Genomic DNA, 26,468 nt, shown 5'->3' on the forward strand with positions numbered 1-26,468 from the left:
GCATACCCCTTATCTCATTTTGCAATTTCCCCGCCATGCGCCGCCTGCACAACCTCGACCTCAACCTGCTCAAAGCCCTGCACGCCCTCTTGGAAGAGCGCAACGTTACCCGCGCCGCCGCCCGCCTCTCGCTCACCCAGCCCGCCGTGAGCGGCATGCTCGCCCGCCTGCGCCAGTATTTCGACGACCCGCTTTTGGTGCGCACCGCCCAAGGCATGATGCCCACCAGCCGCGCCGAAGCCCTGGCCGAACCGCTGGCACGCATCATCGGCCAGATTGAAACCCTGGTGCAGCCGCTCGAATTTTCCCCCGCCGAGCTGGAGGCCGAGTTCAAAATCGGCACCACCGACAACAGCTTCCGCACCGTGGGCATTCCCTTCGCCGCCCAACTGCAAAGCCTCGCCCCGCACACCCGCGTGGCCTTTTTCAAGCTGCGCCGCGAAGAAATGGAAGAAAAGCTCGCCAAAGGCCGGCTCGACGCCGCCATCGCCGCGCACCCCGCCGCGCCCGACAACCTGCGCCACAAAAAGCTCTACCACGAACACTTCATCTGCGCCCTGCGCGAACACCACCCCGTATTGCAACAAGAATGGACGCTCGACACCTTCTGCCGCCAAACCTTCGCGCTCGGCTCGTTTTACGGCGGCAGCTTCTCCGGCGCCATCGACCGCGAGCTGGCCAAGCTCGGCCGCAGCCGCCGCGTGGCCCTCTCCGTGCAAAACTTCGCCCTGATTCCCGAGCTCCTGCGCCAAAGCGACCTGCTCGCCGTGGTGCCCTCGCGGCTGGTGCAGCCCGGCAACCGCCTCGCCACCCTGCCCCTGCCCTTCCCCAGCGCCGGCTACGACAAACTGCTCTTGTGGCACGAGCGCACCCACTTCGACCCCGTGCAGCAATGGATGCGCGGCGTGCTGGAAGGCGCCGTGCAGCGAGAGGCTACCTGAAAAACGGCAAAGTTATAGTGGATTAACAAAAAACGGGACAAGGCGAGCCAACGCCGTAGCGTTTTAAATTTAACTCACTATCTTTTTCAGGTAGCCTCTTTCGGCATATTGAGGCTACCTGAAAATATGCACCGCGTTTTTATCTTCCTTAAAACCCATGCCTTGGCTTCACCCATTTTCAGGTAGCCTCCGCATCACCGCTCAAACCACAACACCATGCACCCTCTCCCCCTCACCGCCGCCTTCCCCGCCGCGCTGCACGACACTGCCGACGAAGTCATCCGCCGCCTGCACATCCAGCCCGCCGACATGCCCAGCCAAGCTGTCTGCCTCAACGGCGAAACCCTGCACCTCCCCGCCGCCTCTACCACCCCGCCCCGCACCCGCACGCCACCCAGCCAAACAACACCGCCCAACTCATCGCCGACTGCCTGCACAGCCGCCACCACAACGGCTTCGTGCGCCAAGCCGCATTCCGGCGGCTGGTGCGCGCCGGGCAGGCCGACTTCGTGCTGCCCTTCGCCCTCGCCCTGCTCGGCGAATACATCCTGCCCATTCAAGAAGACGCCGTGCACCTCTTCCGCCTCAACCCCGCCGCCTTCGCCCGCCTCTGCGCCCAAAACCCGCGCTACTGGCAAACCCAGCAGCGCCGCATCGTCAGCTATTGGAACGAATATCAGCGGCCGGATTTCCCCACCCTCGCCCGCTACCCCATCTACCAAGCAGCGCAGGAAATCAACGCCGCCATCCGCCGGCTCGGCCCATCCGTTTAAACCAAAAGGCTACCCGAAAACCCTAGCCTCGCAGAAACTCGCAAAGCTCTTTTTCAGGTAGCCTTTTGCTATATCTATGCCGCCAAATTTTTCAGGTAGCCTCTTGGCTTAGAGGCTACCTGAAAACGCAACTTCAACAAAATTAAAACGTAATCAAACACAGCGCAACAAGTTTCTGCGCCGCTAAATTTTAGCTCGCAAAAACCCGCAAAACTCGTTTTCAGGTAGCCCTTCCCTCCGCCCTAGCCCCTCTGCCAAGGCGGATTGGCTGCGGCGGCTTGGGCGGCAACGGGGCAGTCGTCGCGGTGCGCGCCTTTCAGGTAGCCGGTGCTCACGAGGAATTCGCACACGATTTCGGGGCCGGTGAATTGGAAGGTTTGGCGGAAGAGCTTCACCCAGGCGGGCAAGTCTTGCGGATGGTGGCTGTCGAGCCAGCTTTTGAAGGAGCCAGATTCTTGTTGCAGGCGCAGGATTTGCCGCGCGTTGTGGATGGCGGCGTCGATTTTGCGGCGGTTGCGGATAACGCGCGGGTCGGCCAGCAGGCGTTCGCGCTCGGCCTGCCCGAAGGCGGCCACGGCGGCGATATCGAAGCCGGCATAGGCGGCGCGGATGCCTTCGGCGCGTTGCAGGATCAGCGTCCAGCTCAAGCCGGCCTGGTTGATTTCCAGCAGCAGGCGGCCGAAGAGCTCGTTGTCGTCGGCAATGGGGAAGCCGTAGAGGTGGTCGTGGTAGTGTTTGTTGGGGTTGCTGCCGTCGTCGGGCAGGCTGTGGGCGAAAGTGCAATAATCCATCGCTCAGTTCTTCAGGAAGACGAAGGCAGGCTGCCCACCAAATACACCAGCAAAACGTAGCTGCCGACGGCATTGAGCGCCACGCTGAACCAGAAGGCGCGCACGAAGCCGATGTTGGCGGTGTGGTGCTGGTAGCGCATCTGCGCCAACAAGCCGCCCGGCCAGCCGCCGAGCACGGCCAGGAGGTGCAGCACGAAATCGGGCACGCGGGTGCGGCCGTTTTGCGCGCTGCGCTTGTCGGTGCGGTAGAGGATGAGCAGCAGGCAGCTGGCCAGCAGGTAGGCCGAGGCCAGCGGCAGGGAGATAAACGATACGGCGGCCAAATAAAGCAGGATAAACGCGCTGCCGAGCAGGGTTTCGCTGAAGCCGCCGCCCAACACCGTGCCGGAGGGCGTGCTTTCGCGGTCGGCCCAGCCCAGCTCGTAGCCTTGCGGAATCACGCGGGTGGCCACCCATTCGCCGCGCCGCCGCCCCAGCACGAAGCTCACTTGTTGGTGTTTGGCCGGGCGTTTGTCGCGGAACACAAAGGCCGATTGCGGGAAAAACACGCGCGCTTTGATGGATTTCACCTTGATGTAGCCCGCCCGCTCTTCGTCGCGCCAGCGCACCACTTTGCCCACATAGGTTTCGCCGTTGACCAATTTATCTTGCCGTTTGGCCTGTTTGCGCTCTTTAAACAGCGCTTCCTCTTCTTCCGGGCTGCGCCGTTGCAGGCTGGAAGTGGCGGCGTTTTCGGCGCTGTCGAGCAGCCAGTGGCCGCCGAAGGGGTGGCTCTGCAACACGCCGCGCAACACGTCGCCCGGCTGCGGGGAAAGGTCGGTGGCGGCGAAGAGGTCGCCCACCAAAAACACGCTGATCGGTGGTTCGTCTTCGCTGTTGCTCACCACGTCGGCAATGCCGGTGCGCTCGGCTGCGTCCCACACGCGCACGGCGGCGTCCACAATCCGGCCTTCGCGCCATTCGCGCCCGGTTTCGGCGGCGTCTTCATCGTCCTCGCCTTCCGCTTCGGCGGGATGGGATACAGGCGCGGCGGGCGTTTCTTCCACTGCGGCCGCATCGGCAGCGGCGGGCTCCGGCGCGGCGGCAGCGGCGTTTTCGGCAGCCGTTTCTTCGAGAATGTCGGGGGCGGTTTGCACTTCGTGTTCGGTGTTCATGGCGGGCAAGGAAACAGTTTGGGCAAAAACGGGAAGGCTACCTGAAAAGGTGGCGCCTGCCAAGCGGATAAAGGTTTTCAGGTAGCCTTTCTCCTTCCATTAAAACTTTTTGCATCCCCACGCACAACATATTGAGCGCAAAAGGTTGGAGCTGCACCGTTCTCTGCTGGCGCAGCCGAATGGAGCGCGGTTTTTCGGGAAACAAGGGCTTGCATGTTCGAAGCGGCGCAGCCGCAAGTTGCGAGCCCGCCCGAAAAACCGTGCGGAGTGAGGGAAGTTTGGCAAAGCCAAACCTGTGCCCGCAGTCGCCTTTCTTTGCTTCCTTTCTTTGGCGAAGCAAAGAAAGGAAGTGCCCGCGCCGGCATGAGGCGCAAAAGTAAACAAGGTATGAATAGTAAAAGGCTACCTGAAAATTCATTTAGTATCGAAATTCAATCGAACCTAAGGTTTACACACCCTTCTCTCATAGAATAGAGAGCCAACAACGCAGAAAGACTACCTGAAACCGCTTCAGCCTGTTTTTCAGGTAGCCTTTTCCAGCCCGCCGCGCCGTTTTCCTATCCGGAAACACCACCTTTCCCAGCACGGCTAACCCCTCTTCCGCCAAGCGCGTTATACTGCGCCCCATTATCCACCCCATCAAAAGGAAACATCATGACCCACCAAACCCTGCAAGAAGCCGCCCGCGCCCGCCGCTCCGTTTACGCGCTGAACAAAACCCTGCCGCTGCCCGCCGAAGAAGTGGCCGCCATCGTCGAGCACGCCGTGCTGCACACCCCTTCCGCCTTCAATTCCCAGTCCACCCGCGTGGTAGTGCTCTTCGGCGCCGAACACGAAAAACTCTGGCAGCTCACCGAGCAGGCCCTGCGCCAAATCGTACCCGCCGACAAATTCGCCCCCACCGCCCAAAAGCTGGCCGGCTTCGCCGCCGCAGCCGGCACCGTGCTCTTCTTTGAAGACCAATCCGTGGTGCGCGGCCTGCAAGCGCAGTTCCCCGCCTACGCCGCCAACTTCCCCGTGTGGGCCGAGCACGCCGACGCCATGCACCAATACGCCGTGTGGACCACCTTCGCCGCCGCCGGCATCGGCGCCAACCTGCAACACTACAACCCGGTGATCGACGCCGCTGTGGCTGAACAATGGCAAATCCCCGCCGATTGGACACTGCGCGCCCAGCTCGTATTCGGCGGCATCGCCGCGCCCGCCGGCGAAAAACAATTCGCCCCGGTTGCCGAGCGCTTTAAAGTGTACGGGCTGTAAACAGCCATAAACCAAAAAAGGCCACCTGAAAGTGCACAAACATTTTTCAGGTAGCCTTTTTGGCACATTTTTCCACCGCATTCACTCGCTCGGCAGCCGCCACATCCACAACGCCACCGCCAAACACACTGCAGCCATCCCCGCGCCTGCCCACCAGCGCTCCGGAAAACGGTAAAACATCCAAGCGCACGAAGCCGTCATCATCAGCGCCGACAAAATCTTGCCCTTGAGCGGAATCGCCCGCTTGCGCTCCCAATTTTGCACCATCGGGCCGAAATAGCGGTGCGTGCTCAGCCAGCGGTGGAAACGAGGCGAAGTGCGCGACCAGCAGCCCGCCGCCAGCAGCACGAAAGGCACGGTGGGCAGCCCCGGCAGGAAAATGCCGATGATGCCCAACAGCAGCGAAAGCCAGCCCGCCAGCCACACCAGCGGCCGCCACAGCGGCAGCCAGGAATCGCGCCCGCACAAGCGCCGCCGCCGTATCCACAGCACGCCCGCCGCCAGCCCTGCCGCCAAAAAAGCCGCGCCGAGCCATATAGGGTTGTTTGCAATATTGATATTATCCATTCCGCCCCGCAAAAAAAATTTTCAGGTAGCCTGATGCCGCAATCGGGCATAAAGGCTACCTGAAAACAGTTTTCCAGCCAAGCTATTCGGCGGTTTGCAGATGATCCAGCGGCAACACGGTGGAGTTTTTCACTTCCTGCAACACAAAGCTGGAGCGCGCATCCACCACGCCGGGGTGCGCCAGCAGCGTATCCAGGATGAAATGGGAGAAGCTTTCCATATCGGAGAAAAAGGCGTGCAGCATATAGTCGGTTTCGCCGGTAAGCGCGAAGCAGCGCAACACCTGCGGCCATTTGCGCACAGATTCGGCAAAGCCGTCGCGCAGGTGGTTGGCCTTATCCACCGACACACGGATAAACACCTGCAAGCCGAGCGCCACGGCAGAAGGGTGTACCAGTGCCGCATAGCCGCGGATGATGCCGGTGGACTCCAACTGTTTCAGGCGGCGGAGGCAGGGCGAAGGGGAAAGCGCAACACGTTCGGACAGCTCCACATTGCTCAGGCGGCCGTTGTGTTGCAGAGCCTGGAGGATTTTCAGGTCGATTTTATCCAGCGAAACAGTAGTTGTCATGATTCGGTATCCAATCATACTTTCTGGTTTAAAGGCAGTATGTGCGCCACTCCGGGCAGGCAGCCGGGGCGACAACAATATGGCCGGCTTGTGGCCGGCCTGTGCTGCATGCACGAAAATTCGTGCATATTATATTGTATTTGTGTTGGAATAATCCGCCATAATTTTCATTAATAGCGAAATATACCGCCTTAACTCTACGTCATTTGGGCATTTCCGAAGCCGGTTTGGCCGGAAAGCACCGGCTCCAATCTCAAACAACCTCTCGCTTTCTACGGTTTTAGTTTACACCTTTGCCGCTAGAATTGCTATTCCAACCATCAATTTATGCTTGACAATAGGCAATAATCTTGCCCAATTTCCTACTTTCGAGCGATAATCAAGACGTTTGCAGGAGAGACCGTTAATACAACAACGGCACCGAAGGCGCAAAACCCCTTAAATCGCTCAGGTAAAAGGACTGCAAGCCCGTTTCAAAACAATCATCTTCCCCTGCCTGCCCGCGCGGGCTACCTGAAACGGCCTCATCTGGAGAGCGGCATTCATTGCCCACCGAAGGATACAAGGCATCCCCTGCCGAAAATCTCAGGTACCCCGGACAGATAGGGAGGCTTCCCCATTACTGCCAACGGAGACTCCGAATCATGTCTGCAATCAAAACCACCCCCTTCCACCAAGCCCACCTCGACGCCGGCGCCAAGCTGGTAGATTTCGCCGGCTGGGAGCTGCCCATCCACTACGGCTCGCAAATCGCCGAACACGAAGCCGTGCGCACCGACGCCGGCATGTTCGACGTATCGCACATGCTGGTTACCGACGTGGCCGGCGACCAAGCCAAAGCCTTCTTCCGCAAGCTTTTGGCCAACGACGTGACCAAGCTCGGTTTCGTGGGTAAAGCGCTTTATTCCGCCATGCTCAACGACAAAGGCGGCGTCATCGACGACCTCATCGTGTATCGCGGCAACGAAGCCGAAACGCAATACCGCATCGTGTCCAACGGCGCCACCCGCGAAAAAGACTCCGCCCAATTCCAGAAAATCGGCGCCGAGTTCGGCATCAAGCTTACCCCGCGCTACGACTTGGCCATGCTCGCCGTGCAAGGCCCCAAAGCCATCGCCAAGCTGCTCACCGTGAAACCCGAATGGGCAGACACCGTAAACGGCCTCAAACCCTTCCAAGGCGCCGATTTGGGCCATGACTGGTTTGTCGCCCGCACCGGCTACACCGGCGAAGACGGCGTGGAAGTGATCCTGCCCGCAGGCGAAGCCGTGGCCTTCTTCAAAGCCCTCCAGCAAGCCGGCGTGAAACCCTGCGGCCTAGGCGCGCGCGACACCCTGCGCATGGAAGCCGGCATGAACCTCTACGGCAACGACATGGACGACGACACCAGCCCGCTCGAAGCCGGCATGGCCTGGACGGTGGACTTGAAAGACGAAAACCGCGACTTCGTGGGCAAAGCCCCGCTCCTCGCGCTGAAAGAAAAAGGCGTGAGCGTCAAACAAGTCGGCCTCCTGCTGGCCAAAGGCGGCGTGCTGCGCGAACACATGGAAGTGATCACCGACGCCGGCAAAGGCATCACCACCAGCGGCGTGTTCTCCCCCAGCCTCAAGCAGTCCATCGCCATCGCGCGCGTGCCCAAAGCCTTTGAAGGCAGCACCGCCAAAGCCGTTATCCGCGGCCGCGAAGTGGAAGTGCGCGTGCTGAAGCTGCCCTTCGTGCGCAACGGCCAAAAACAGTTTGATTAAACCGCAGGCCGTGTAGAAAGTTTTCAGGTAGCCTGATGCCCAATCGGGCATAGAGGCTACCTGAAAATAAAAAGCAGCTTCCCACCACGGAAACCGCATCCATGACATCCCAATTCAAACCAGCAGCCCTATTCTTCTGCCTTGCCCTAACAGGCTGCGCCGGGCTGGCTGGCAGTGGCGATACCCAGCCTATCCCCTTTTCCGACACAAACGGTCGGCTGCACACCGCTTCCTTTATGACCGCCTATGGCGGCGACGGCAAAATCGCCGGCGAAGTTACCATCAGCAACCAATTTTCGCTCAACATCGTGCGCATGAATGCAGATTTGAGCATCGCTATCCGCGACCACGCAGGCAACAGCCGCGCCGAAAACCTGAAAGCCTTAGCCAACGCCAAAAGCTTCACGGCGTATGTGTTCAGCAAAAATGCCGGCACGATTGAAGTAAACCATGTCCGCGCCACACACGGCATTTGCACTGACTACCGCAGCAAAGGCGTGGCCGTGAAAATTGCCGACAATATGTACTACCAAGGCAGGCATCAAAACCAAAACCGCTTTGTCTTCCGCAGTAGCGGCGTAGCAGCGAAAAACCCGGCCAACCGCTCCGTGCAGTCTGCCACGCTTGATTTTTCCGCCGCCACCGGCATACCGGACAACATCAAAACACAATGGCGCCAAAACCAAGCCGGCATCGCCGAGGCCGCGAAAGTACACCATGCCCGCTTAAACGAGCTGCTTGCCGTCGGCATCTGCCCATAACAACATAGAGGCTACCTGAAAACCGATTCCGCTATTTTGCAAAGGCTCCCCACCATGCGCCAAAACCTGCTGATTTCATTATTGTTCGCCGTATTCGGCTTGGCCGCCTGCTCGCCGCAGGACAACAGCCCAAGCACGCCAACTGCTGCCGCCTCCGCGCCTGCCGCCGCTTCCGCTCCCGCGCCTGTTGCCGAGGCACCAACCGCCGCCGCACCCGTTGCGCTGGAAGGCTCGTGGAAAGATGCCGTGCCCGTGTATTACCAAACGCCCGACCCCGGTTTGAAACGTGCGCTCGCCATCCTGCATCAAGGACTGAACGACCCAATCATGACCACGCCCGGAGCCAAGCCCGGCCCGTTCAACAACTTCTCCGTTTGGGCAGCGCAAATCTTGGCCACACATCCGGATCAAACCATGGCGTGGTGTCAGGAGTTGCGGCAGCAACACCCCAATAATCAGCTCATCCTGATATTCAAACTCTCCGGTACGCCGGATAGCGGCAAGTGCCTAGGCCAGCTTGAACTGCCGCCCGAATACAGGGAAGTATTGATTAGACCCGTCCCCACCGCAGAAAACTTCCTAAGCCTGAACTTCGCGCCGGCAACCCTCGACATCCACTGGGCAAGCTTCTATGCCACCGGCCAGCCCGAATACATCTACCGCATCGTCGATTATGTGGCCGACAACACCAAGCTGCTCGACGAGAAACCGGCCAACCCCACCCAGCAAGATGCCGAAAACATCCTAACCTACGGCGCCGCCCGCTGGTCGCTTGCCTCCAATATGCAGCAATACCCGCAAATCAAAGCCCTGGTAGAACAGCATACCGCCAGCTGGCCTGCCGAAAGGCGCCAAGCCCTCGAACGCGCCTTGCAAGTCCGGCAACAATAATTTAGGCTACCTGAAAACATTAGCTTCAACATAACCAACCCCTTACCCACCCGCATCAAGAAAGGAACCACCATGCGCCTTATCCTCGCCCTGCTCCTGCCCTGGCTGCAATTCTTCACCATCGGCAGGCCGTTTGCCGGCACCATTTGCCTGATTCTGCAACTCACCATCATCGGCTGGCTGCCCGCCGCCATCTGGTCGGTGTATGCCCTGAGCCAATACAAAACCGACCAGAAAATCCGCCGCGCCCTGCAAGAGCGTTGAGGCTACCTGAAAACTGCAAATCCAAACGCAGCCCTTCCGAAAGCCCAAACAATTCACACACACAACAACAAATTTGCCGCGCAGGCCGCCCGATTTTTCAGGTAGCCTTGCGCCAGCGCAAACCCCATACAGGCAAAACCTGTATAATGTGAATGACCCTAACCATTCCCACCCTCTAACTACGGAGAAAAACCATGAGCAACAACATCCCCGCCGAACTCAAATATGTCGCCAGCCACGAATGGCTGCGCCTCGAAGCCGATGGCAGCGTAACCGTTGGCGTAACCGACCACGCGCAAGAGCTGCTGGGCGAAATCGTATTCGTCGAGCTGCCCGAAGTGGGCGCCACCCTGGCCGCCGAAGACCAAGCCGGCGCGCTGGAATCCGTGAAAGCCGCGTCTGATGTGTATTCCCCCATCGCCGGCGAAGTGGTGGCTGTGAATGAAGGCCTGCCCGACGCCCCCGAAACCGTAAACAGCGACCCCTATGGCGAAGGCTGGTTCTTCCGCCTCAAACCCGCCAACCCCGCTGATTTAGACGGCCTGATGAACGCCGAGCAATACGCCGCCGAGCTCGGCTAACCGCCCGCGTTACACAAAAAGGCTACCTGAAAACGCAGCGCAGCGAAGTTTCTGCGAAGCTAAAATTTTTCAGGTAGCCTTTTTGCTTGGCCGGCGGGTTTGCCATGCCCGCCTCCTGCACGCCCTAGCCGTTCGAGCGCTCCAGCAGCATCAGCATCATTAGCGACAACACCACCAATTCATCATGCGCCGCCGTGCCCGTTTTCTCCAAGCTGAAACGCCGCTCCACCAGCGAAGGCTCTTTCTTCAGCAGATACACCTGCTGCCCCGAAGCATCGGTAATCTCATAGCTCGGATTAAGAATATAGCCGCTGAGCGCGCCAATCAGCGGAATCTCGCCCACCAGCCCGTCCCAAAACGCAATCCACGGGTTTTTCTCCTGGATTTGGTAGAGCGGCTGCCCGTCTGCGCCGAAAATCCGGTAGCGCACGCGCCACAGCGAGCGCATCCCGTCGCGCCGCACCGAGCCCAGCTCCGCGCCGTTTTCGCCGAAAATCCGATAGCAGGCGTTGAAATCGATGATGCGGTCGGCACAGATGCGGTACAGCCGCTCGCGCCGATCCGCACTGCGAAAAATCTCCACTTCTTCCTTCAGCTTGAAAATCTTCTGGCGCGTGTAGGCAATCTCCTGCCCGCCCTCATCCAGCACGCTGAAATCGTTGGACGGCGTGAAAATCTTAAAATGAAAACGCAAAGGGAAACGGATATTCTGCATCCTATTCTTTCTCCTATATATAACTCGGGCTACCTGAAAAACCTGTCAAACCATTTTCAGGTAGCCCTAATGCCGCAACAGGCTACCTGAAAACCTGCCTTAAGCCTCTTCACTTTCCCGCGCCGCATCTGCCGCATCGTAAGCATCCACAATCTTCTGCACCAGCGGATGCCGCACCACGTCTTCGCTGGTAAAGGTGTGGAAATAAATGCCTTCGATGCCTTGCAGCTTCTCGCGCGCGTCTTTCAGGCCGGATTTGATGTTGCGCGGCAGGTCAATTTGGCTGATGTCGCCGGTAATCGCCGCCTTGGCGCCGAAGCCGATGCGCGTGAGAAACATCTTCATCTGCTCGGGCGTGGTGTTTTGCGCCTCGTCCAGAATCACATAGGCGCCGTTGAGCGTGCGCCCGCGCATATAGGCCAGCGGCGCAATCTCAATCGTGCCCTTTTCCAACAGCTTGGTTACGCGGTCGAAGCCCATCAAGTCATACAGCGCGTCATACAGCGGGCGCAGGTAGGGATCCACTTTCTGCGCCAAATCGCCCGGCAGGAAGCCGAGTTTCTCGCCCGCCTCCACCGCAGGGCGCACCAGCACAATGCGTTCCACCTCGTGCTTGCCCATGGCATCCACCGCCGCCGCCACGGCCAGATAAGTCTTGCCTGTGCCCGCCGGGCCGAGGCCGAACACGATATCGTGGTTTAAAAGGGCGCGGATATAGCCGTTTTGGCGCGGCGTGCGCCCGCCCAGCTTGCCGCGCCGCGTTTGCAGGAAATATTGGTGCCCCGGCTCGCTCTGCGGCACAAACTCCGCATCGGCGGTTTTGGCTTCCACCGCCGCCAGCTGGATGTCGCCGTTATCCAAATCGCGCCGCTCGGCAATATCCGCCAGCTTCAGCAGCGCCTGCCGCGCCGCGTGGGCATTGGCGCCGATAAAGGTGAATTCGGCAAAACGCCGCCCGATTTCCACCGACAGCGCCTTACCCAGCATTTCCAGGTTTTCCTCCAGCGGCCCGCACAGCCGCTGCAAAACCGCGTTGTCGATGTCGTCAAACTTCAAATGTACAGTATGGCTCATAAGCTCCCAGTCTTCGTTTAAGCCGCCACCCAGCCCTGCCGGGCAGCCGGAACACATACAATTAATAAGATGATAGGCCGTATCGCGCAGCGGGGCAAATCCCTTTTTGTGGCATAAAAGGCTACCTGAAAGCGGCAAGCGCCGTGCAGCCGAAATCGCCCGCCGCCACCGCGATACATTGTTGCATGAAGCATACACTTTCGCCCATATCTGCCCTTTTGCCTGCGATTGGATTTGTTTTTTTGCCGCCAAACAATTATATTGCAGCCATGAAATCGCTAATGCGGCGATTGCGTGAGAGCTTAGAAAGAAAGACAAGTTTCTTTTTTAAGTGTGTATTTTTTAGTTTAGACATAGATAAAGGAATGCAGCATGAAAAAAACCCTGATTGCATTAGCATTGGTTTCCTTGCCGGTTGCCGCTTCTGCAGAAGTGATTCTGTACGGTAAAATCCGTGGCGGTGTTGAATTTACTCGTGACGGTGCTCAAAGCAAAAATCAAGGGCCCGCCGGCTCCGCAGAAAACTACCAGAAGAATTCTTGGAGCGTAGTAGACTACAGCAGCTACATCGGCTTCAAGGGTTCGGAAGACCTCGGTGGCAACCTGAAAGTTATTTGGCAGGTAGAAAACCGAGTTAATCTGGCTGATAAAGGTAGCGGCTCTGACAGCAGCAAACGCGACACCTTCATCGGCTTGGAAGGCGGCTTCGGTACCTTCAAACTGGGTCATGTAACCTCTCCCCTGAAAGAAACCCTTGACGCCCAAGACAACTGGGAATACAACAGCAACTATTTGGGCTTGGGTCGTTATGGCCGCTTCGGTAAACGCCGTGCCAGCTTGAACTACCATTCTCCTGATTTCGGCGGCTTTGATTTCGGCTTCCAGCTGACCCCCGGTAAAAACGCCCATGGTGGCGACACCACTACCAATGACGGCAGACCGGTATTCGGTTTGGGCTTGGGCTACAAAAACAGCGGCTTCTTCGGTCGTTACGCTGTTGAATATGCCCGCCGCGCTGCTGGTGCTTCTGGCGACCAGAAGGATGTTCATGTACACAACCTGAGCGTTGGCTATGATGCAAACAACCTGTATGTTGCCGGTGCCTTCCAATACGGTAAAAACGTAAACCCGAGCTTTAATGATCCTGCTGTCAACCCAGATCCCTACGATATCGCTATCTCTGCGGGCAATGAAGTTGACGCCAAAACCAAAGAGGCTCAAATTTCCGCAGCTTACACTTTCGGTGCCGTTACACCGAAGATTACTGTAGCTTACGGTCGTGCTGATACCAACTTTAGAGGTACTGATGGCGCCCGCTACCTGCAAGCCATCGTTGGCGCTGACTACGCCTTCTCTCGCCGCACTACCGGTTTGGTATCTGTAGGCTGGTTGCGCGACAAAGTCAACTCTGACGCTGAACACTTGAACTCTTGGGGCATTGGTACTGGCTTGGTACACAAATTCTAATTTGTGGCTAGCTTAGTCTAGTAACCCAACGAAAAGGCTTGCTTCGGCAAGCCTTTTTCTATGCTGTTGGCAACATCAAAAAGGCTACCTGAAAATTTAGCTTCGCAGAAACTTCACTGCGTTGCGTTTTCAGGTAGCCTTTTTCCATTCCGCCGGCAGTGCCTAGCTTTCCTCCAGCCCCGCCAGAATCGCGCATTCCGGGCAATCGCTGCCGGCGCAGGCATCGTGCCAGCGTTGCAGCTCGGCCACCATGTTTTGCAGTTTGCCGATTTGCGCTTCCAGCTCGGAGATGTGTTGGGCGGTGAGCGCCTTCACTTCGCGACTGGTACGTTGCGGATTGTCTTGCAACTGCAGCAGTCGGCCGATTTGCGGCAGCGAAAAGCCCACTTCGCGTGCATGGCGGATAAAGCGCAGGCGGGCAAGGTTTGCCTGATTGTAGCGGCGGTAGCCCGCTTCGCTGCGCTCGGCAGGCGTGAGCAGCCCGTGTGTTTCATAATCGCGGATTTGTTTGGCGGAAAGGCCGCTGGCGGCAGCGGCTTGGCTAATGTTCATCATGGCGCTTGACCTTTACTCGGGGTGAAGCTTTATAGTGGCGGCACACGGCGGGAAAACAAGCCCGCATTCCATCGTTTGAGGCTACCTGAAAAATAGAAAGGAATCCCCATGCAAACTCTTACCCTCAACATCGGCGGCATGAGCTGCGGCGGCTGCGTGAAAAGCGTTACCCGCATTCTGGAAAACACCGAAGGCGTGGCCAAAGCCGAGGTGAGCCTGGAAAAGCAAAACGCCGTTATCGAGTTTGATCCGGCGAAAACCAATGCCGCCGCGCTGATTGAAGCCGTGGAAGACGGCGGCTACGATGCGGCTCTGTAAGCCTGCCGCACCCAAGGCTACCTGAAAACGCAGCGCAGCGAAGTTTCTGCGAAGCTAAAACGCAGCGCAGCCGAGTTTCTGCGAAGCTAAAACCTGCGCTGTAACGGAGTTAAAATGAGCGGGGCGAATTTCGTTGAAACGCCAGCTTCGCCCAATCTCAAACAGCCCAACTGTTTTTCAGGTAGCCTCCACCACACACAAGAGGCCAAACGCCATGCAACAAAAAGTCCGTTTCCAAATCGAAGGCATGACCTGTCAGGCTTGTGCTTCGCGCATTGAAAAGGTATTGAATAAGAAGGATTTTGTCGAATCGGCGGGTGTGAATTTCGCCAGCGAGGAGGCGCAGGTCGTGTTTGACGGCAGCAAAACTTCCGCCGCCGACATCGCCAAAATCATCGAGAAGACGGGTTACGGTGCGAAGGAGAAGACGGAAGATGCGCTGCCGCAAGCCGAAGAAGCCGTACATATAGGCTGGCGGCTGTGGCTTCTGTTTGCCATCAATATTCCGTTCCTTATCGGTATGGCGGGGATGATGGTCGGTCGGCACGATTGGATGCTGCCGCCGTTGTGGCAGTTTGTGCTGGCAAGTGTGGTGCAGCTTTGGCTTGCCGTGCCGTTTTACAAAAGCGCGTGGGCGAGCATTAAGGGCGGGCTGGCGAATATGGACGTACTCGTTACCGTCGGCACGGTGTCGATTTACCTGTATTCCGTCTATATGCTGTTCCACCACCGCGCGATGGGGCACAGCGGCATGGCGCACGTTTATTTTGAAGCGGGCGTGATGGTCATCGGGTTTGTGTCGCTGGGCAAGTTTTTGGAACACCGCACCAAAAAATCCAGCTTAAACAGCCTGTCTTTGATGTTGAAACTCACGCCCGCGCAAGTGAACGTGCAGCGTGAAGGCGGGTGGAAACAGCTGCCCATCGACCAAGTGCAAATCGGCAACCTTATCCGCGCCAACCACGGCGAACGTATCGCTGCCGATGGCATCATCGAAAGCGGCAGCGGCTGGGCAGACGAGAGCCACCTCACCGGCGAATCCAATCCCGAAGAGAAAAAAGCGGGCGGCAAAGTGTTGGCGGGCGCGCTGATGACCGAAGGCAGCGTGGTGTACCGTGCCACGCAGCTCGGCAGCCAAACCCTGCTCGGCGACATGATGAACGCGCTGTCCGAAGCGCAGGGCAGCAAAGCCCCGATTGCGCGTGTGGCGGACAAGGCGGCGGCGGTGTTCGTGCCGTCCGTCGTGGGCATCGCGCTTCTGACTTTCATTGCCACTTGGCTGGTGAAAGGCGATTGGACGGTCGCGCTGATGCACGCCGTTGCCGTGCTGGTGATTGCCTGTCCGTGCGCGCTCGGTTTGGCAACGCCCGCTGCGATTATGGTCGGCATGGGCAAAGCAGTGAAACACGGCATTTGGTTTAAAGACGCGGCGGCGATGGAAGAAGCTGCCCACGTCGATGCCGTCGTGTTGGACAAAACCGGCACGCTGACCGAGGGCAAACCGCAAGTCGCCGCCGTCTGGCTCGCACCCGAGGGCGGTTTGGACGAAGACGCTTTGTTCCGCACCGCCGCCGCCGTCGAACAGACCGCCGCCCACCCGCTCGCCCGCGCCATCGTCTCCGCCGCCCAAGCGCGCGGTTTGGACATTCCCGCCGCACAAAACGCGCAAACCGTTGTCGGCGCAGGCATTGCCGCCGAAGTTGAAGGGATAGGTTTGGTAAAAGCGGGCAAACTTGATTTTGCCGAATTAAGGCTACCTGAAAACCTTTTAGACGACGTTTGGAACATCGCCACCATCGTCGCCGTATCTGTTGACGGCAAACCCGCAGGCGCGTTCGCACTCGCCGACGCGTTGAAAACCGACACCGCCGAAGCCATACGTCGTCTGAAAAAACATCATATCGACGTGTACATCATGAGCGGCGACAACCAAGGCACGGTCGGATACGTCGCCAAACAACTGGACATAGAACACGCCTTCGGCAACATGAGTCCGCGCGACAAGGCCGCCGAAGTTCAGAAACTCAAAGCCGCAGGCAAAACCGTGGCAATGGTCGGAGACGGCATCAACGACGCGCCCGCGCTTGCCGCCGCCAACGTCAGCTTCGCCATGAAAGGCGGCGCGGACGTTGCCGAACACACCGCCTCCGCCACGCTGATGCAGCATTCGGTCAACCAGCTCGCCGACGCGCTGCTGGTGTCGCAGGCGACTTTGAAAAACATCAAGCAAAACCTGTTTTTCGCCTTCTTATACAATATCTTGGGTATCCCGCTCGCCGCACTCGGCTTCCTAAACCCCGTCATCGCAGGCGCGGCAATGGCGGCAAGCTCGGTTTCCGTGTTGGGCAATGCTTTAAGGTTGAAACGGGTGAAGATTGACTGATATGTTGGGCTGGATGGAGGAAGAGGTCGTCTGAAAGCATGGGCTTAAACGGAGTTAAACGGACGGAGCGGTTTTTATGTATAGTGGATGAATAAAAATCAGGACAAGGCGACGAAGCCGCGGACAGTACAGGCAGTACGGCAAGGCGAGGCAACGCCGTACTGGTTTTTGTTCATCCACTATAAATGCCGCTCCGACGCAGCAGCCCAAAGCCCGGCCGTTTTTCAGGTAGCCTTTCTGTTATACTGCCTACACCCGCTTTCCAATATTATCAAACTCTTATGCCCGATTTTCTCCCCGTTCCGCCCGCCGAGCTTTGGCAGGCGACGCTCGAACACCTCCGCCTCTCCCTGATTTCCCTGCTTTGCGCCGTTGCGCTTGCCGTGCCGCCTGCGGTATGGCTGGCAAACCGGCGGCGTTGGGCGGAAGGCGTTTTGCAAATCACCAATATCCTGCAAACCATCCCGTCGCTTGCCCTGCTCGGTCTGCTGATTCCCTTTGTCGGCATCGGTTCGCCGCCGGTTTTGATTGCGCTGACGCTCTACGCCCTCTTGCCGATTTTCCAGAACACCTATCTGGGCTTGAGCCAAATCGACCCCGCCGTCAAAGAAGCGCATACCGCGTTCGGCCTGTCGCGTTGGCAGGCATTGTGGCGCATCGAGCTGCCGATGGCGCTGCCCGCCATGATTTCCGGCATACGCACCGCGTCCGTCATGATAGTCGGCACGGCAACGCTCGCCGCCCTCATCGGCGCGGGCGGTTTGGGCAAATTGATACTGCTCGGCATAGACCGCAACAACATGGCGATGACCTTCACCGGCGCGCTGCTCTCAGCCCTGCTCGCCGTATCCGTCAGCGGACTGATCGGCATACTGCAAAAATCCAAACGCAGGCTGCCGATTACCGCCGTCCTGCTCGCCCTCATGATTGCACTCGGCTTCGCCCCGATGTTTCAGACGACCCCGTCCGCACAAAAAATCACCATCGCAGGCAAGCTCGGCAGCGAACCCGACATCCTCATCAATATGTACAAACAATTGATTGAAGAAAACAATCCGCGCATCCAAGTCGAGCTCAAACCCAATTTCGGCAAAACCTCGTTCCTGTTCAACGCCCTAAACAGCGGCGAAATCGACATCTATCCCGAGTTCACGGGTACAGTCCTCGAGAGTCTGGTTAAAGTTCCCGCCGAAGAGCAAAACCGCCGCCTTTCCCCCGAACAGACCTACCAAGCCGCCCGAACCCTGCTCGCGCAGCAGTTCAACCTGACCCTGCTGCCGCCTATGGCATACCAAAACACCTACGCCCTTGCCGTGCGCCAAGACTACGCCGCCGCGCACAGTCTGAACAAAATATCCGACCTCAAACGCGTGCAAAACCAAATCCGCACAGGCTTCACCCTCGAATTTGCCGACCGCGCCGACGGCTACAAAGGGCTGCAACAGCACGGCATACGCTTCCCCCGCCTCTCCACGCTCGAACCCGCCCTGCGCTACACCGCGCTTGCCAACGGCAAAATCGACCTCATCGAAGCCTATTCCACCGACAGCGAACTGCGCCAATACCGCCTCGCCGTACTTTCAGACGACATCTCTCTCTTCCCCACCTACCAAGGCGCGCCGCTGATGAAAACCGGGTTTGCAGAACAACATTCCGACATCGTAAACGCATTGGACAAACTGGCAGGCAGAATCAGCGAAGCAGAAATGATTGAAATGAACTACCGCGTGAAAGTCGGCGGCGAAACACCTGCCGACGTGGCGCGGGATTATTTGCAAAGAAACGGCTTGATCGGCGGCGCAAGGTAATCAAGCCGGACTGCCTGAAAACGGAGCTTCCGAAGAAAGCGGAGTTTCTGCGAGGCTAAAAATACCCAATCCGTTTTTCAGGTAGCCTGTTGCGTCCGGCCTGCCGGAAAATCACTCCATCCAAGCCCATTCAAGGAGTCTCACATGACCACCTATCCCAATTTACTGGTTGATACCTGCAACCGCGCCTACGAACGCTTCGTCCGCGCTTTTGACGGCGTGAGCGCAGAGCAGGCGAACGCCTTTCCCGCCGCAGGCAGCGCGCCGCAAATCAAATCGATGGCATGGCTGGCTGGCACACCGCCCGCGAGCTGGATTTCCAGATTGCCGCCCTAAACGGCACCTCCCCGCTGTGGCACAGCCAAGGCTGGAAAGACCGCTTCCCCTTCGCTGTAGCCGACGACGAGCAAGACTGGCGGCACACGCTCGAACAGGCGCAACGCATCCGCACCGGCAACACCGGCACACTGCTGGGCTACCTGAAAGCCGCCACCGACGCAGCGGCGGCCTATATCGCCAAACTGCGCGAAACCGAACTCGACGACATCGTGGACGAAAACTGGACACCGCCCGTTACTCGCGGTGTGCGTTTGGTTTCTATCATCGACGACGCGGTCATGCACTCGGGGCAGGTGTTTTACGCCAGACGGCTGCTGGGTTTGAGCGATTAAACGGATTACCCTGCCCACCCATCCCATAGAAAAGGAATCGCCATGAAAGCCATCGTCATCCGCCAAGCCGGCGGGCCGGAGCAACTGGTTTACCAAGACGTGCCGCTGCCTGAAATCAAAGACGGCTGGTCGTTGTTGAAAATCAAAGGCTTCGGCATCAACCATTCCGAAATTTTCACGCGCGAAGGCAAATCGCCGTCCGTGCAGTTCCCGCGCATTTTAGGCATCGAATGCGTGGGCGAAGTGGTGCAGAGTTCCACGCCCGCGCTGGCGGTCGGGCAGAAGGCGGTTTCCATTATGGGCGAAATGGGGCGTGCTTTTGACGGCAGCTACGCCGAATACGTTTTGCTGCCCAACGAGCAGATTTACCCCGTCCGCACCGATTTGGACTGGACGACCCTCGCCGCGATTCCCGAAACCTACTACACCGCGTTCGGTTCGTTGCAGCAGCTTCGCATCGCGCCGCAAGACCGCGTGCTGGTACGCGGCGCAGGAAGCGGCGTGGGCGTGGCGTTTGCCCGATTGCTCAAAGCGCAGTTTCCGCATACCGTGTTGCACGGCTCGACGCGCCATCCTGCCAAATCCGCCCGTTTGCTGGCGGTCGGATTCGACGAAACCGTTATCGAAACAGACGGCAGGCTGCAAACCGACCAAAGCTACGACAAAATTTTGGAACTGGTAGGGCCGGCAACCCTGCGCGATTCTTTCGCCCACATCAACGAATACGGCATCGTCTGCAACACGGGGCAGCTCGGCAACGTCTGGGGCGTGAACGATTTTGACCCGATTATGGAACTCAAAAACAACAGCTATCTCACCGCGTTTTATTCGGGCAATGTGTCGCAAGCCAAGCTGGACGCGCTTTTTGAGCATATCCGCCGGTTTGACGTGAAAATTTTGATTGAACGCGTATTCACGCTGGAACAAGTCCCCGAAGCGCACCGCTTCCTGCAAAGCGCGGAAGGGTTTGGAAAAGTGGTGGTGGTGAACGGATGAACCTGCTGCCTGCTGCCTGAAAATGTCGTCTGAAAACCGCCTCCAACCCTCCCTCCCCAAAACCCCTTTTTTCAGGTAGCCTTTATCTATCCGTTCCATCACACAAGGAAAACCCCATGAACATCGCCATCACCGGCGCAAGCGGCAATATCGGCGGCATGGTCGCCCGCCATTTGAGCGCACTCGGACTGCCGCTTGTCCTTCCCTTGCGTAACCCCGCCAAAGCCCCCGACCTGCCCGACTGCGAAGCGCGCCGCTTTGCCTACGGCGATTACGCCCTTGCCAAACAGGCATTGGACGGCACTGACGTATTGTTTATGGTGTCCGCCGCCGAAAGCCCGACGCGCGAGCAGGAGCATTTGACCTTGGTCCGCGCCGCCGCAGATGCGGGCGTGGGGCATTTGGTGTACCTCTCGTTTGCAGGCGCAAGCCCGCACAGCACCTTCACGCTGGCGCGCACCCATGCTGTTACCGAAGAGGCAATCCGGCAAACCGCCATGCGCCACACCTTCCTGCGCGACAATTTTTACAGCGAAATGATGGCAACCATTGCCGATGCCGGCGGCACGATTGCCGGCCCCGCCGCCGACGGGCGCGTTGCCTGCGTTTCACAGCGCGACGTCGCCCAAGCGGCGGCAAACGTCATCGCCGACATCGTGCGCGGCAGCGGGCAACACGACAACCAAACCTACACCCTGACCGGCTCCCAATCCTTAAACTTCGCCGAAATCGCCGCCGCCTTAACCGAAATCACCGGTAAACCGCACCGTTACCGCAACGAAACCGTGGAAGAAGCCTTCGCCAACCGCCGCCGCGACTACCCCGACACACCCGACTGGCAAATCGAAGCCTGGGTTTCCACCTACACCGCCATTGCCCAAGGCGAGCTTGCCGCCGTTTCAGACGACCTTAGCCGACTGTTGGGACACGCGCCGCGCAGCTTTGCCGAAACCGCAAAGGAAATTTATGCAGCCTGAACGCATCCCGCTGATAGAGTTCAAAAACGTCAGTAAGCTCTACGAAAACCGCGCTGCCGTCAGCAATCTCAACCTTACCATTTATCAAGGCGAATTTTTCGTCTTGGTCGGCGGCAGCGGCAGCGGCAAATCCACCACATTGCGCATGATTAACGCGCTGACCGAGCCGACCGACGGCGACGTCTATTTCAACGGCAGGCGCATCAAAGACTACGATATCCGCCCCCTGCGCCACCGAATCGGCTACGTCTTGCAGCAAATCGCCCTGTTCCCCACCATGACCGTGCGGCAGAATATCGAGCTGATGCCCGACATCTTGGGCTGGAGCAAACCGCAGCGCACCGCCCGCGCCAACGAACTGCTCGAGCTGGTCAGAATGCCGCCCGACACCTACCTCGACCGCTACCCGCACGAACTCTCCGGCGGCGAACAGCAGCGCATCGGCATCCTTCGCGCCATCGCCGCCAAACCCGACATCCTCCTGATGGACGAACCCTTCTCCGCCCTCGACCCGCTCGCCCGCGCCTCCCTTCAGGAAACCGTATCCCTGATTCACAAAAAACTCGGCACGACCATCGTCTTCGTTACCCACGACATGAACGAAGCCGCCAAACTCGCCTGCCGCATCGGCGTCATGCACGAAGGCAGGCTCGTGCAGGTCGGCACGCCCGACCAAATCCGAAACACCCCTGCCGACAGCTACGTCCGCTCCCTCTTCGGCGCGGCGGCGCAACAGCCTGCCGATTCCGCCGAAGCCGTTATCGAACGCTACCTCAATTTGGATGCCAACGGCAAAGCGCGGGTGCGGGCATATTTGGAACAGGGCGGCGGGCGCTGAAGGCTACCTGAAACTGCGGCTTGGGCTTGCCCAATATTTTTCACTGCGCAGCAACCCGTTTTCAGGTAGCCTGTTTCCCCAAAGGCTACCTGAAACACCCGCCTCAACGGAATGAAACAAAGCGCCAACAAAACGCCAAGCCTTTTTTCAGGTAGCCTTCCCCGCCCACCCAGGCTACCTGAAACCGGCTCCCGCACAGACCAACCCTTCCGCCGATTTGCACAACCCCGCCCCCACCCGTTAGCATTACGCCTTCCCCTTCCCTCTTCAAAAAGGACATCCCATGAGCAAAACCCTCCCCCTGCACGCCGACACCGTCGGCAGCTATCTGCGCACCGCCGCGCTCAAACAAGCCCGCGCCGACTTTGCCGCAGGCAAAATCAGCCGCGAAGCGCTTACCCGCGTGGAAGACCAAGAAATCGCCAAACTGGTGCAAGACCAGCTTGATGCCGGCATCCAAATCATCACCGATGGTGAATTCCGCCGCTCGTGGTGGCACATCGACTTTCTCGAAAACCTCAACGGCATCGAAGGATTCATCCCCGAGCAGGCCTACGCCTTCAAAGACACCGAAGTCCGCAAATACAACACCCGCTGCAACGGCAAAGTATCGTGGAATCCAAACCACCCGTTTATCCAACATTATCAATCGCTTGAAAAAATCGTGGGCGGGCGCGGCATTGTGAAATACACCATCCCCAGCCCCAACCAACTGATGTATCCGTTTATTTGGGATACCGGCGTGTATGAAAGCAAACAGGCCTTTGCCGAAGACGTGCGCCAAACCTACAAAGATGCCATCCGCGCCTTTTATGACGCCGGCTGCCGCTACCTGCAAATCGACGACGTGTATTGGGGCACGCTGTGCAACAACTACGGCAAGCCCGATTTCGATTTTGAAGACAGCAAACGCTACGCGCTGGAAAACGTGCAGGCCATTCTGGCCGACAAACCCGCCGGCATGACCATCACCACCCACGTTTGCCGCGGCAACTACAAATCGTCCTACCTTTTGAGCGGCGCCTACGACCCCGTGGCTCCCGATTTGTTCGGCAAAACCGCGTATGACGGCTATTTCCTCGAATACGACAACGAGCGCAGCGGCGGCTTCGAGCCCCTGAAATATTTCAACGACAACCCGCACAAAGGCCGCATCGTGCTGGGCTTGATTACTTCCAAATTCCCCGAGCTGGAAGACAAAGCCGCCGTGAAAGCGCGCATTGCCGAAGCCGCCCAAATCGTGCCGCTGGAACAACTGGCCTTGAGCCCGCAATGCGGTTTTGCCTCCACCGAGGAAGGCAACATCATGACCGAAGCGCAGCAGTGGGCGAAAGTGCGGCTGGTGGAAGAAATCGCCAAAGAAGTGTGGGGCGAAGACTGATGCGCACACCAAAACAGCAGGCTCGCCCTGCTGTTTTTTGCGCCCCGGCCGATGCGGATATTTTGCCGGGCAGAAACTTTGTTGAAGCTCACATTTTCAGGTAGCCTTCATCCGCCGTGCCAAAGGCTACCTGAAAAATAAGCCGCCTTCCCGCCATCCTGATTTTCAGGTAGCCCCGCATAAGGAGCCAATCCATGAAAAGCTATATGCTCAACATTCCCTCCTTCCAATACCCCGAATCGTTTAAAAAAATAATCGAGCTGAAGCTAATTGATTTCGACATTTGGCACCTCCTCGACGCCGACTGGGCCGCCGCACTGCACCAAGGCCTGCAAACCCGCTATCCCGAGCGGCAGCTCATCCCCTTCGCCAAACGCGGAGACTGCGACGACACCGCCTGCTTCGAAATCGGCAAAGGCGGCAAAGTCCAGCTCATCCACGACTTCGCCCGCCCCGGCTGGGAGCAGCGCCAAGAATTCCCCGCCTGCTGGGCATGGCTCGCCCAAGCCGTGAACGACATGATCGAATACAACCGCGAAGACGGCATCGTCTAGCCCAAGCCAAAGCAATCGCCAAACCCATTTTATCCCCGCAGAAAGCTCATGAAAGCCACCTTTTCAGGTAGCCTTCCCACCCCCTAAAGGCCACCTGAAAACGTAAGCTGCAACGACATTAAAACACCTCCCCCCAACAAAACCCGCCGCCATGCTCCGCCACGCCCTCATCGCCCTGCAAACCCTGCTCGCCACCCCCCTGCGCGCCCGCCGCGCCGCCCAAGCCGACGCCCACACCGCCGCCAGCCTCACCGCCGGGCTCGACCCCGCCCCAGCCTCAGCGCCTACCTGCAAAACCCGAATCCTGGTCCTGCCGATTCCCCAAAGCCCGCGCCGCCGGCCTCATCCTCCACACCAGCCAAGACGGCCGCCTGCGCAGCTTCTCCTGGCACACCAAGGCAGCCGCCCCCCCCTGCCCCAACCCCGCAGCCCCGGCGGCCACACCCAAACCCACCCCGCCCTCACCCCCGCAGGCCACATCGAACGCCTGCACACCGCCCGTCTCCCCCCGCACGGCAACGCCTACCTCCTCCTCGCCGAACACAGCGCAGGCGAACACACCGAAAAATCCCTCCACCTATTCCACTTCGCCGCCGAGCAATTCCAGCCCCTGCCCCTCATCCAAACCACCCCCGATGCCGAGCCCACCCACCGCCTGCACTTCGCTACCGCGGCCGCCACGCCAACAACTACTTCTTCTACGACCCCGGCAGCCACACCATCAGCCAGCCCCACATCAGCCCCCACACGCACACCCCCACCCAACACCGCCTCCGCTACCGCTTCAACGGCAGCCGCTTCGTCCCCCACCATTAAAGGCTACCTGAAAACGCCCCCACGGCAGCATGAACGCCGCCGCCCAAGCGCTGGGCATGACCCCCTCCGCCGTGAGCCAGCACATCAGGCGGCTGGAAAAACTGCACGGCGTGAAGCTATTGCACCGCAGCACCCGCCGCCTTGCCCCCACCGACGCCGGCCAGGCGCTCGCCGGCCATTGCCGCCGCCTGCTCGCCACCATGCAAGACACCCGTCTCGCACTCTCCGCCCTCAAAACCGACATTGCCGGCAGCGTGCGCCTTGCCGCGCCCACCGGCCTAGCCAACGCCGCCGCCTTCCGCCGCGCCCTGCTGCGCATCGCCCGCGAACACCCCGCCCTGCAAATCGAGCTGCAATTGGGCGAAGCCCTGGCCGACCTGCGCGAAGGCGGCATCGACATCGCCCTGCGCGGCGGCGAACACGCCCTCGACGCCCCCGACCTCATCGCCCGCAAGCTCGCCGAATGGCCGTGGCGCATCTGCGCCGCTCCCGGCTACCTGAAAACCGCCCCGCCCTCACCCACCCCGCCCGCCTCGACGCCCACCAATGGGTATACCACCAGCCGCCGCACTTCGAGCTTGCCCGCGGCCGCGAGCGCCACCTGCTCAGCATCCGCAGCGGCTTAAGCTGCAACCACATCGCCGCCGTGCAAGGCCTGTGCGAAGCCGGCCTCGGCCTTGTCCTCATCATCGAAGGCGAAGCCGCCGGCGCCGTGCAGCGCGGCAGCCTGCAAATCGTGTTGCCCGAATGGCAGCTGCCCGCCATCGCCATCCACGCCGTTACCCCGCACCGCATCCAATCCGCCCGCATCACCGCCGTGCTGCACATTTTGCAGGAAAGCTTCGCCGAGCCGACCGCCGCCGCCGCAAAGGCTACCTGAAAAATCAGCTTCGGCACGGACAATACAGGCAGCCCGCAATACGCGATATTTTTCAGGTAGCCCCAAGCGCAGTGCCAAGGCTACCTGAAACCTTATCCCCTGCCGCGCAAGGCAAAGCCTTCCGGCCTGCCCAACAACAGAAAGGCTACCTGAAAAATGCCGAAACATTTTCAGGTAGCCTTTCGATACCGCCCATCAGCCTAGCGCAAACGGTTCACCATCATCGCCTGCGGATAGCCGTTCACCAGCGCAAACATCCAATAGGCGCGGCGGCCAGGGTGGTTGCGGTCTTCCACGTGGCAGAAGCCCAGCGCCTGGTTTTTGATGCAGCTGAAGCGGTGCGCCTGCCAAGATGCGGGCAGGGTGGCTTTCCATTGCGCCACATCGCTCGCCGAAGCAGCCGCCAGCCGGCATTCGCCCGTGCCGCGGCACACCGGCTCCCAGCGGGCTTCCGGCAGCTGACGGCCGTCCATCATCCACTGCCGCCCCTGCAAATAAAAGCGCATCTGCATGCCGGTGGGCTGCTGGGTTTGGCTGTGCAGAATCACATAGTCGCCCTGGTCTTGCGCATCCAGCGCATAAGCGGGCAGGCAGCCCAGGCCCAACAGCAGCAAACAGGCTAATTTTTTCATCATTCTCTCCTATAGCGAATCAAATTGGCTTTCGATACTAGGCAGCGAGCCGCAGGCAGTACAGGAGTACGGCAAGGCGAGCTAACGCCGTAGCGAAAGTTAAG

The 26,468-nt window shown here is 59.0% G+C and carries 27 protein-coding genes, 1 pseudogene and 2 riboswitches; of the genes and pseudogenes, 20 read left to right on the forward strand and 8 right to left on the reverse strand.

Annotated features, from left to right (window positions below):
* Positions 1-35 precede the first annotated feature (35 nt).
* Both LG371_RS00980 and LG371_RS00985 read left to right on the forward strand, forming a co-directional pair.
* Entirely contained in the window at positions 36-941 is a 906-nt protein-coding gene (locus LG371_RS00980) for a LysR family transcriptional regulator (RefSeq protein WP_067594520.1), read from the forward strand.
* Between the two features lie 458 nt (positions 942-1,399).
* On the forward strand, positions 1,400-1,714 hold the full coding sequence (locus LG371_RS00985; protein ID WP_225747503.1) for a hypothetical protein: 315 nt from the start codon (positions 1,400-1,402) through the stop codon (positions 1,712-1,714).
* 242 nt (positions 1,715-1,956) lie between these two features.
* Here the strand turns inward: LG371_RS00985 and LG371_RS00990 are convergent, their stop codons facing one another.
* Both LG371_RS00990 and LG371_RS00995 read right to left on the reverse strand, forming a co-directional pair.
* Positions 1,957-2,505: a DNA-3-methyladenine glycosylase I gene (locus tag LG371_RS00990; protein ID WP_067594527.1), complete on the reverse strand. Its 549-nt coding sequence runs from the start codon at positions 2,503-2,505 to the stop codon at positions 1,957-1,959.
* Positions 2,506-2,516: 11 nt separating this feature from the next.
* Positions 2,517-3,722, reverse strand: a complete 1,206-nt coding sequence (locus LG371_RS00995; RefSeq protein ID WP_067594530.1) for a DUF1294 domain-containing protein — start codon at positions 3,720-3,722, stop codon at positions 2,517-2,519.
* A gap of 591 nt (positions 3,723-4,313) precedes the next feature.
* On the opposite strand from LG371_RS00995, the gene LG371_RS01000 reads away from it, so the two are divergent.
* Positions 4,314-4,919: a nitroreductase family protein gene (locus LG371_RS01000; protein ID WP_225747504.1), complete on the forward strand. Its 606-nt coding sequence runs from the start codon at positions 4,314-4,316 to the stop codon at positions 4,917-4,919.
* 81 nt (positions 4,920-5,000) lie between these two features.
* Here LG371_RS01000 and LG371_RS01005 read toward each other — a convergent pair whose 3' ends face one another.
* Positions 5,001-5,360 (reverse strand): YbaN family protein, encoded by a 360-nt coding sequence (locus LG371_RS01005; RefSeq protein ID WP_067594709.1) that lies wholly within the window; start codon positions 5,358-5,360, stop codon positions 5,001-5,003.
* A gap of 208 nt (positions 5,361-5,568) precedes the next feature.
* Entirely contained in the window at positions 5,569-6,057 is a 489-nt protein-coding gene (locus LG371_RS01010) for an Lrp/AsnC family transcriptional regulator (protein WP_067594536.1), read from the reverse strand.
* A 381-nt stretch (positions 6,058-6,438) separates the two neighbouring features.
* Positions 6,439-6,530, forward strand: a riboswitch (glycine riboswitch).
* 45 nt (positions 6,531-6,575) lie between these two features.
* Positions 6,576-6,669, forward strand: a riboswitch (glycine riboswitch).
* A 32-nt stretch (positions 6,670-6,701) separates the two neighbouring features.
* Here LG371_RS01010 and gcvT point away from each other — a divergent pair.
* The 5 genes from gcvT to gcvH all read left to right on the forward strand — a co-directional run bounded on the left by gcvT (position 6,702) and on the right by gcvH (position 10,299).
* Complete coding sequence (gene gcvT / locus LG371_RS01015) at positions 6,702-7,802, forward strand: glycine cleavage system aminomethyltransferase GcvT (protein ID WP_225747505.1); 1,101 nt, start codon at positions 6,702-6,704, stop codon at positions 7,800-7,802.
* A 101-nt stretch (positions 7,803-7,903) separates the two neighbouring features.
* Complete coding sequence (locus LG371_RS01020) at positions 7,904-8,563, forward strand: hypothetical protein (protein ID WP_067594542.1); 660 nt, start codon at positions 7,904-7,906, stop codon at positions 8,561-8,563.
* Positions 8,564-8,617: 54 nt separating this feature from the next.
* Positions 8,618-9,454, forward strand: coding sequence for a hypothetical protein (locus tag LG371_RS01025; RefSeq protein WP_067594545.1), 837 nt, complete (start codon positions 8,618-8,620; stop codon positions 9,452-9,454).
* A 72-nt stretch (positions 9,455-9,526) separates the two neighbouring features.
* On the forward strand, positions 9,527-9,718 hold the full coding sequence (locus tag LG371_RS01030) for a YqaE/Pmp3 family membrane protein (protein ID WP_067594548.1): 192 nt from the start codon (positions 9,527-9,529) through the stop codon (positions 9,716-9,718).
* Between the two features lie 194 nt (positions 9,719-9,912).
* Positions 9,913-10,299 carry a glycine cleavage system protein GcvH gene (gene gcvH / locus LG371_RS01035; RefSeq protein ID WP_067594551.1) on the forward strand — a complete coding sequence of 129 codons (387 nt, stop codon included), beginning with the start codon at positions 9,913-9,915 and terminating at the stop codon, positions 10,297-10,299.
* 124 nt (positions 10,300-10,423) lie between these two features.
* On the opposite strand, the gene LG371_RS01040 is transcribed toward gcvH, so the two are convergent.
* A complete protein-coding gene (locus LG371_RS01040; protein WP_225747506.1) occupies positions 10,424-11,014 on the reverse strand; it encodes a hypothetical protein in 591 nt (196 codons plus the stop codon).
* Between the two features lie 99 nt (positions 11,015-11,113).
* A complete protein-coding gene (locus LG371_RS01045; protein ID WP_067594557.1) occupies positions 11,114-12,088 on the reverse strand; it encodes a PhoH family protein in 975 nt (324 codons plus the stop codon).
* Between the two features lie 372 nt (positions 12,089-12,460).
* Between LG371_RS01045 and LG371_RS01050 the strand changes: the two genes are divergently transcribed.
* Positions 12,461-13,555, forward strand: a complete 1,095-nt coding sequence (locus LG371_RS01050) for a porin (protein ID WP_225747507.1) — start codon at positions 12,461-12,463, stop codon at positions 13,553-13,555.
* A gap of 162 nt (positions 13,556-13,717) precedes the next feature.
* Here LG371_RS01050 and cueR read toward each other — a convergent pair whose 3' ends face one another.
* Positions 13,718-14,110, reverse strand: coding sequence for a Cu(I)-responsive transcriptional regulator (gene cueR / locus LG371_RS01055; RefSeq protein ID WP_067594562.1), 393 nt, complete (start codon positions 14,108-14,110; stop codon positions 13,718-13,720).
* A gap of 108 nt (positions 14,111-14,218) precedes the next feature.
* Here cueR and LG371_RS01060 point away from each other — a divergent pair, with 108 nt between their 5' ends.
* From LG371_RS01060 to LG371_RS01110, 11 genes and pseudogenes are all read left to right on the forward strand, one after another.
* On the forward strand, positions 14,219-14,428 hold the full coding sequence (locus LG371_RS01060) for a heavy-metal-associated domain-containing protein (protein WP_067594565.1): 210 nt from the start codon (positions 14,219-14,221) through the stop codon (positions 14,426-14,428).
* 214 nt (positions 14,429-14,642) lie between these two features.
* Positions 14,643-16,811 carry a cation-translocating P-type ATPase gene (locus LG371_RS01065; protein ID WP_225747508.1) on the forward strand — a complete coding sequence of 723 codons (2,169 nt, stop codon included), beginning with the start codon at positions 14,643-14,645 and terminating at the stop codon, positions 16,809-16,811.
* A 281-nt stretch (positions 16,812-17,092) separates the two neighbouring features.
* Positions 17,093-18,619, forward strand: a complete 1,527-nt coding sequence (locus LG371_RS01070; RefSeq protein WP_067594571.1) for an ABC transporter permease/substrate-binding protein — start codon at positions 17,093-17,095, stop codon at positions 18,617-18,619.
* Positions 18,620-18,763: 144 nt separating this feature from the next.
* Positions 18,764-18,955: a hypothetical protein gene (locus LG371_RS01075; RefSeq protein WP_225747509.1), complete on the forward strand. Its 192-nt coding sequence runs from the start codon at positions 18,764-18,766 to the stop codon at positions 18,953-18,955.
* Entirely contained in the window at positions 18,904-19,290 is a 387-nt protein-coding gene (locus tag LG371_RS01080; protein WP_225747510.1) for a DUF664 domain-containing protein, read from the forward strand. Before LG371_RS01075 ends, LG371_RS01080 begins: the two co-directional genes overlap by 52 nt.
* A 42-nt stretch (positions 19,291-19,332) precedes the next feature.
* Positions 19,333-20,286: a zinc-binding dehydrogenase gene (locus tag LG371_RS01085; protein ID WP_067594577.1), complete on the forward strand. Its 954-nt coding sequence runs from the start codon at positions 19,333-19,335 to the stop codon at positions 20,284-20,286.
* Between the two features lie 116 nt (positions 20,287-20,402).
* Positions 20,403-21,263, forward strand: a complete 861-nt coding sequence (locus LG371_RS01090) for an SDR family oxidoreductase (RefSeq protein WP_067594580.1) — start codon at positions 20,403-20,405, stop codon at positions 21,261-21,263.
* Positions 21,253-22,101 carry an ABC transporter ATP-binding protein gene (locus tag LG371_RS01095; RefSeq protein WP_067594583.1) on the forward strand — a complete coding sequence of 283 codons (849 nt, stop codon included), beginning with the start codon at positions 21,253-21,255 and terminating at the stop codon, positions 22,099-22,101. The genes LG371_RS01090 and LG371_RS01095 overlap by 11 nt, the downstream gene beginning before the upstream one ends.
* A gap of 283 nt (positions 22,102-22,384) precedes the next feature.
* The gene (locus LG371_RS01100) at positions 22,385-23,482 is read left to right on the forward strand and encodes a 5-methyltetrahydropteroyltriglutamate--homocysteine S-methyltransferase (RefSeq protein ID WP_067594586.1); all 1,098 of its coding nucleotides are present in this window, start codon (positions 22,385-22,387) and stop codon (positions 23,480-23,482) included.
* A 194-nt stretch (positions 23,483-23,676) separates the two neighbouring features.
* Entirely contained in the window at positions 23,677-24,036 is a 360-nt protein-coding gene (locus LG371_RS01105) for a hypothetical protein (RefSeq protein ID WP_067594588.1), read from the forward strand.
* A gap of 872 nt (positions 24,037-24,908) precedes the next feature.
* A pseudogene (locus tag LG371_RS01110) lies at positions 24,909-25,732 on the forward strand (LysR family transcriptional regulator).
* A gap of 200 nt (positions 25,733-25,932) precedes the next feature.
* Here the strand turns inward: LG371_RS01110 and LG371_RS01115 are convergent.
* Entirely contained in the window at positions 25,933-26,367 is a 435-nt protein-coding gene (locus LG371_RS01115) for a hypothetical protein (protein WP_082890793.1), read from the reverse strand.
* Positions 26,368-26,468 lie beyond the last annotated feature (101 nt).

It is taken from the genome of Eikenella sp. Marseille-P7795 (assembly GCF_916618725.1).
Taxonomy (GTDB): domain Bacteria; phylum Pseudomonadota; class Gammaproteobacteria; order Burkholderiales; family Neisseriaceae; genus Eikenella; species Eikenella longinqua.

Bases quoted from the DNA above. Each gene is read 5' to 3' on its own strand.
- LG371_RS00980 (WP_067594520.1), top strand. From the start codon at position 36: ATGCGCCGCCTGCACAACCTCGACCTCAACCTGCTCAAAGCCCTGCAC.
- LG371_RS00990 (WP_067594527.1), bottom strand. From the start codon at position 2,505: ATGGATTATTGCACTTTCGCCCACAGCCTGCCCGACGACGGCAGCAAC.
- LG371_RS01000 (WP_225747504.1), top strand. From the start codon at position 4,314: ATGACCCACCAAACCCTGCAAGAAGCCGCCCGCGCCCGCCGCTCCGTT.
- LG371_RS01010 (WP_067594536.1), bottom strand. From the start codon at position 6,057: ATGACAACTACTGTTTCGCTGGATAAAATCGACCTGAAAATCCTCCAG.
- gcvT (WP_225747505.1), top strand. From the start codon at position 6,702: ATGTCTGCAATCAAAACCACCCCCTTCCACCAAGCCCACCTCGACGCC.
- LG371_RS01020 (WP_067594542.1), top strand. From the start codon at position 7,904: ATGACATCCCAATTCAAACCAGCAGCCCTATTCTTCTGCCTTGCCCTA.
- LG371_RS01025 (WP_067594545.1), top strand. From the start codon at position 8,618: ATGCGCCAAAACCTGCTGATTTCATTATTGTTCGCCGTATTCGGCTTG.
- LG371_RS01030 (WP_067594548.1), top strand. From the start codon at position 9,527: ATGCGCCTTATCCTCGCCCTGCTCCTGCCCTGGCTGCAATTCTTCACC.
- gcvH (WP_067594551.1), top strand. From the start codon at position 9,913: ATGAGCAACAACATCCCCGCCGAACTCAAATATGTCGCCAGCCACGAA.
- LG371_RS01040 (WP_225747506.1), bottom strand. From the start codon at position 11,014: ATGCAGAATATCCGTTTCCCTTTGCGTTTTCATTTTAAGATTTTCACG.
- LG371_RS01045 (WP_067594557.1), bottom strand. From the start codon at position 12,088: ATGAGCCATACTGTACATTTGAAGTTTGACGACATCGACAACGCGGTT.
- LG371_RS01050 (WP_225747507.1), top strand. From the start codon at position 12,461: ATGAAAAAAACCCTGATTGCATTAGCATTGGTTTCCTTGCCGGTTGCC.
- cueR (WP_067594562.1), bottom strand. From the start codon at position 14,110: ATGATGAACATTAGCCAAGCCGCTGCCGCCAGCGGCCTTTCCGCCAAA.
- LG371_RS01060 (WP_067594565.1), top strand. From the start codon at position 14,219: ATGCAAACTCTTACCCTCAACATCGGCGGCATGAGCTGCGGCGGCTGC.
- LG371_RS01065 (WP_225747508.1), top strand. From the start codon at position 14,643: ATGCAACAAAAAGTCCGTTTCCAAATCGAAGGCATGACCTGTCAGGCT.
- LG371_RS01070 (WP_067594571.1), top strand. From the start codon at position 17,093: ATGCCCGATTTTCTCCCCGTTCCGCCCGCCGAGCTTTGGCAGGCGACG.
- LG371_RS01075 (WP_225747509.1), top strand. From the start codon at position 18,764: ATGACCACCTATCCCAATTTACTGGTTGATACCTGCAACCGCGCCTAC.
- LG371_RS01080 (WP_225747510.1), top strand. From the start codon at position 18,904: ATGGCTGGCTGGCACACCGCCCGCGAGCTGGATTTCCAGATTGCCGCC.
- LG371_RS01085 (WP_067594577.1), top strand. From the start codon at position 19,333: ATGAAAGCCATCGTCATCCGCCAAGCCGGCGGGCCGGAGCAACTGGTT.
- LG371_RS01090 (WP_067594580.1), top strand. From the start codon at position 20,403: ATGAACATCGCCATCACCGGCGCAAGCGGCAATATCGGCGGCATGGTC.
- LG371_RS01095 (WP_067594583.1), top strand. From the start codon at position 21,253: ATGCAGCCTGAACGCATCCCGCTGATAGAGTTCAAAAACGTCAGTAAG.
- LG371_RS01100 (WP_067594586.1), top strand. From the start codon at position 22,385: ATGAGCAAAACCCTCCCCCTGCACGCCGACACCGTCGGCAGCTATCTG.
- LG371_RS01105 (WP_067594588.1), top strand. From the start codon at position 23,677: ATGAAAAGCTATATGCTCAACATTCCCTCCTTCCAATACCCCGAATCG.
- LG371_RS01115 (WP_082890793.1), bottom strand. From the start codon at position 26,367: ATGATGAAAAAATTAGCCTGTTTGCTGCTGTTGGGCCTGGGCTGCCTG.